Source organism: Streptomyces bambusae, from assembly GCF_019400985.1.
Classification (GTDB): domain Bacteria; phylum Actinomycetota; class Actinomycetes; order Streptomycetales; family Streptomycetaceae; genus Streptomyces; species Streptomyces bambusae_A.
The window spans coordinates 1-5,172 of the sequence record NZ_WTFF01000427.1 but is presented as its reverse complement, the minus strand read 5'-3'; the positions used below and the strand labels follow the sequence as shown (position 1 = coordinate 5,172).

The 5,172-nt window shown below is 73.1% G+C and carries 4 protein-coding genes; all 4 read left to right on the top strand.

What is annotated here, in order from left to right; all coding sequences use genetic code 11:
- Window positions 1–1,826: nicotinate-nucleotide--dimethylbenzimidazole phosphoribosyltransferase (cobT, locus tag GPJ59_RS33245; protein WP_258025290.1), on the top strand; the 1,826-nt coding region annotated here is incomplete at its 5' end.
- 358 nt (window positions 1,827–2,184) lie between these two features.
- On the top strand, window positions 2,185–3,405 hold the full coding sequence (gene cobA / locus GPJ59_RS33240) for a uroporphyrinogen-III C-methyltransferase (RefSeq protein ID WP_219671637.1): 1,221 nt from the start codon (window positions 2,185–2,187) through the stop codon (window positions 3,403–3,405).
- Between the two features lie 43 nt (window positions 3,406–3,448).
- Complete coding sequence (locus GPJ59_RS33235) at window positions 3,449–4,345, top strand: TrmH family RNA methyltransferase (RefSeq protein ID WP_219671636.1); 897 nt, start codon at window positions 3,449–3,451, stop codon at window positions 4,343–4,345.
- Window positions 4,346–4,545: 200 nt separating this feature from the next.
- A complete protein-coding gene (gene fdxA, locus GPJ59_RS33230) occupies window positions 4,546–4,881 on the top strand; it encodes a ferredoxin FdxA (RefSeq protein WP_219671635.1) in 336 nt (111 codons plus the stop codon).
- Window positions 4,882–5,172 lie beyond the last annotated feature (291 nt).

Here is a 5,172-nt window from a genome sequence, read left to right as displayed (position 1 = left end):
CCGCCACGGACGCCGCCGACCCGTCCGCCGCCGAGGCCGACCCGTCCGCCGCCGCCGAGACCGCGGGGGAGCCCCTCCCCGAGCGTTCCCCGGGCGAGCCGGCCCCCGGCTACGCCGACGCCGAGCGCGAGGCCATCCTCCGCGTCATGCGCGAGCGCCGCGACATCCGCAACGGCTTCCGCACCGACCCGATCCCGCACGAGGTGCTGCTGCGCGTCCTCGAAGCCGCGCACACCGCGCCCAGCGTGGGCCACTCGCAGCCCTGGGACTTCGTGGTCATCCGGTCGGCCGAGACCCGCCGGACCATGCACGAACTCGCCCAGCGCCAGCGCGAGGCGTACGCCAAGTCGCTGCCCAAGGGCCGGGCGAAGCAGTTCAAGGAACTCAAGATCGAGGCCATCCTCGACACCCCGGTGAACATCGTCGTCACCGCCGACCCCACCCGCGGCGGCCGCCACACCCTCGGCCGGCACACCCAGCCGCAGATGGCCCCGTACTCCTCCGCCCTCGCCGTCGAGAACCTCTGGCTCGCCGCCCGCGCCGAAGGCCTCGGCGTCGGCTGGGTCAGCTTCTTCGACGAGCGCGAGATGGTGCGCGCCCTCGGCCTGCCCGAGCACCTGGAGGTCGTCGCCTACCTGTGCGTCGGGTACGTCGACGAGTTCCCGGACGAGCCCGAGCTGATGCAGGCGGGCTGGTCCAAGCGCCGCCCGCTGTCCTGGGTCGTGCACGAGGAGACGTACGGGCGCCGCGCACTGCCCGGCGAGGAGCCGCACGACCTGCTCGGCGAGACGGTCGCGAGCATCCGCCCGCTGGACGCGAAGGCGCTCGGCGAGGCCTGGGAGCGGCAGAAGCGGATGACCAAGCCCGCGGGCGCGCTGGGCATGCTGGAGATCATCTCGGCGCAGCTGGCCGGCCTGTCCCGGGTCTGCCCGCCGCCGATCCCCGAGCCGGCCGCCGTCGCGATCTTCGCGGGCGACCACGGGGTGCACGCCCAGGGCGTCACGCCGTGGCCGCAGGAGGTCACCTCGCAGATGGTCGCCAACTTCCTGGGCGGCGGGGCGGTCTGCAACGCCTTCGCCAACCAGGTCGGCGCCGAGGTCTGCGTCATCGACGTCGGCGTCGCCGGCGACCTCCCGGCCACGCCCGGACTACTGCCGCGCAAGGTCCGCCCCGGCACGGCGGACCTGACCGCCGGCCCGGCGATGACCCGCGAGGAGGCCGTCGCCGCGATCGAGGTGGGCATCGAGACGGCCCGCGACCTGGTCGCGGCCGGCAACAAGGGCCTGCTGACCGGCGAGATGGGCATCGCGAACACCACCGTGTCCGCCGCCCTGATCTCGGTCTTCACCGGCGCGGACCCGGCGGAGGTCACCGGCCGGGGCACCGGCATCAACGACGAGACGCACGCCCGCAAGGTGGACGTGGTCCGCCGGGCCCTGGAACTCCACCAGCCCGACCCGGCCGACCCGATCGGCGTCCTCGCGGCCATCGGCGGCCTGGAGCACGCGGCGATCGTCGGCCTGATCCTGGGCGCGGCGTCGCTGCGTACGCCGGTGATCCTGGACGGGGTCAGCGCCGGAGCGGCGGCACTCGTCGCCCGGGCGATCGCGCCCGAGTCCCTCTCGGCGTGCATCGCGGGCCACCGCAGCGCGGAGCCGGGGCACGTGGCCGCCCTGAACAAGCTGGGCCTGCGGCCGCTGGTCGACCTGGACCTGCGCCTCGGCGAGGGCACGGGCGCACTGCTGGCCCTTCCCCTGGTCCAGAGCGCGGCGCGGGCGATGCACGAGGTCGCGACGTTCGACTCGGCGGGCGTCACCGAGAAGTAACCCCGGCCGGCCCTGGCTGGGCTGCGCCCCGTCAGGGGCGCGGGGAACTGCGCGACCAGCCACATCGGACCCGCAGGTCCGCCACGGCCGGCACGGCCCCGAACAGGGGCCGGGGTCCGGGGCGCAGCCCCGGTTTCGGGAAGGGGCGGGTAGGGGAAAGGCCCCGCGCAGCGGCCCGGCCCGACCCCCGCCGCCCGGGGGACACGCCGACGGGGCCCGGGGTGATCCACCCCGGGACACAGCCCCGCCCCACCGGGGCCGTATCGTGGTTGCCACGCCGTGCGTCACCGCACGTCAGCCGCCGCTCCAGCGCCGCAGCGGCCCGACCCCACTGCCGCCGTACAGGAGCCGTACCGTCATGGCCGAACACCCCGCGTACCCCGTTGGACTCCGTCTGACCGGCCGCCGCGTCGTCGTCATCGGCGGCGGACAGGTCGCCCAGCGCCGGCTGCCCGCCCTCGTCGCGGCCGGCGCGGACGTCGTCCTGATCTCCCCCTCCGCCACCCCTTCCGTGGACGCCATGGCCGCGGCCGGCGAGATCCGCTGGGAGCGCCGGCGCTACCAGGAGGGCGACCTCGCCGACGCCTGGTACGCGCTGGTGGCCACCCAGCACCGCGAGGTCAACGACGCCGCCTCCGCCGAGGCCGAGCGGGCCCGGGTCTGGTGCGTGCGGGCCGACGACGCCTCGGCCGCCACCGCCTGGACCCCGGCCACCGGCCGCAGCGAGGGCGTCACGGTCGCCGTCCTGACCGGCAACGACCCGCGCCGCTCCGCCGCCGTCCGCGACGCCGTCGTCGAGGGCCTGCGCGACGGCACCCTCACCGCGCCCGCCCACCGCCGGCCCCGGAACAACCCCGGCGTCGCCCTGGTCGGCGGCGGCCCCGGCGACCCGGACCTGATCACCGTCCGCGGCCGCCGCCTCCTTGCCGAGGCCGACGTCGTCATCGCCGACCGCCTCGGCCCGCGCGACCTGCTGGCCGAACTCCCGCCGCACGTCGAGGTCATCGACGCCGCGAAGATCCCGTACGGCCGGTTCATGGCCCAGGAGGCCATCAACAACGCCCTGATCGAGCACGCCAAGGCCGGCAAGTCCGTGGTCCGGCTCAAGGGCGGCGACCCGTACGTCTTCGGCCGCGGCATGGAGGAGCTCCAGGCGCTCGCCGAGGCGGGCATCCCCTGCACCGTCGTCCCGGGCATCTCCAGCTCCATCTCGGTGCCGAGCGCGGCCGGCATCCCGGTCACCCACCGGGGCGTGGCCCACGAGTTCACCGTCGTCAGCGGCCACGTCGGCCCCGACGACCCGCGCTCGCTGGTCGACTGGGAGTCCCTGGCCAAGCTCAAGGGCACCCTGGTCATCCTCATGGGCGTGGACAAGATCGGCGCCATCGCCGAGGCCCTGGTCCGGTACGGCAAGTCCGAGCAGACCCCGGTGGCGGTGGTCCAGGAGGGCACGACCGCCACCCAGCGCCGGGTGGACGCCACCCTCGCGACGGTCGGCGAGACCGTCCGCGCCGAGGAGGTCCGGCCCCCCGCCGTCATCGTCATCGGTGACGTCGTGAAGGTCCACACCCCCACCTGACAGAGCCGTTGGCACCACACCCAGGACAAGGCAGTATCACCCTGTGGCAGATCTCATCACCGTCGAGGACCCCGATGACCCGCGCCTGCGCGACTACACGGGTCTGACCGACGTCGAACTCCGGCGCCGCCGCGAGCCCGCCGAGGGCCTGTTCATCGCCGAGGGCGAGAAGGTCATCAGACGGGCCAAGAGCGCCGGCTACGAGATGCGCAGCATGCTGCTCTCCGCCAAGTGGGTCGACGTCATGCGGGACGTCATCGACGAGCTCCCGGCCCCGGTGTACGCCGTGAGCCCGGAGCTCGCCGAGCGGGTCACCGGCTACCACGTCCACCGCGGCGCCCTCGCCTCGATGCAGCGCAAGCCGCTGCCCACGGCCGAGGAACTGCTGGCCACGGCCCGCCGCGCGGTCGTCATGGAGTCGGTCGACGACCACACCGACATCGACACGATGTCGCCTTCGGGTCTGCAGAAAGGTGCAGGTCAGCGCGTCGCCATCTTCGAGGACATCGTCGATCACGCGAATCTGGGGGCTGCCTTCCGCAACGCAGCCGCTCTCGGCGTGGATGCCGTCTTCCTCACGCCACGCTGCGCCGACCCCCTCTACCGACGGGCTGTGAAGGTGTCGATGGGAGCCGTCTTCCACGTCCCCTGGACCCGGCTGACCTCGTGGCCGGAGGACGTCGAGCTGTTCCGTCGGCACGGCTTCGTGACGGCTGCCCTGTGTCTCTCGGAAAAGTCGATCACGATGGACGAACTGGCCGCCCGCCGGTACGAGAAGCTGGCCCTGATGCTCGGCACCGAAGGCGACGGCCTGTCGACCGGCGCGCTGCGCGCTGCCGATGAATGGGTCAGGATCCCGATGGCCGCAGGGGTGGACTCCCTCAACGTCGCCGCAGCCTCGGCCGTGGCCTTCTACGCGACCCGCCCGCAGGGTGCCTGAACCCGGAGCACTGAGCGTCCCGCGGGGGGCTGGCGGCCGGGCGTCACCCGGTTGGCGCACAGCGGTCGCTGTCGCACGCGAGTCAGGCCTGGCTGACCGAGAACCCGCAGGGCCTGCCCCGTTCCCGAAGTAGCGCTCTGTATTCGAGTTGAATACATTGAGTAATGAACGCCAGGTCCGTCCGAGCCGGGGAGTGTCCCATGACCTACGTAGTGGCTGAGCCTTGTATCAGGTGCCGGACCACCGACTGTGTGACCGTGTGCCCTGTCGACTGCTTTTATGCAGGCGAGAACATGCTCGTCATCAACCCGGAGGAGTGCATCGACTGCGGCGCTTGCGAGCCCGAGTGCCCGGTCACCGCCATCTTCGAAGAGTCCGAGCTTCCAAAGAAGTGGTCGGCCTACATCCAGCTCAACGTCGAGTACGCCTCCAAGTGGCCAGGGATCACCGAACAGACCGATCCGCCCTCGGACTGGGAGGAGTGGAAGGACGTCGAAGAGAAGAAGAAGCACTTCAACCCGGCGCCCGCATCCTGAGCCGATCATCGCTGCCGGCCACCGGGCTCCTGCCGCCTCGGCCAGGTCCTGGGCGCCAGGGCGGCGGCCCGCATCCCCCTTCAACCGTCGGCGGCGGCGCGGCTCGAAGTGACCGCGGCCCTCGGCGGCCTGGGCGGCGCGGCACTCGTTGGCCGCATCACCCAGGGCACCGGGGGCATCGATGTCCACGGCTACCGGGTCTATTCGCGCGGCGGCGGCGGTCGCCTTCTACGCGGCGGCGGGGCCCGGGCGGTGCGCGGGGCGGGGCCTGTCTCTTTTACAACCCTTCCG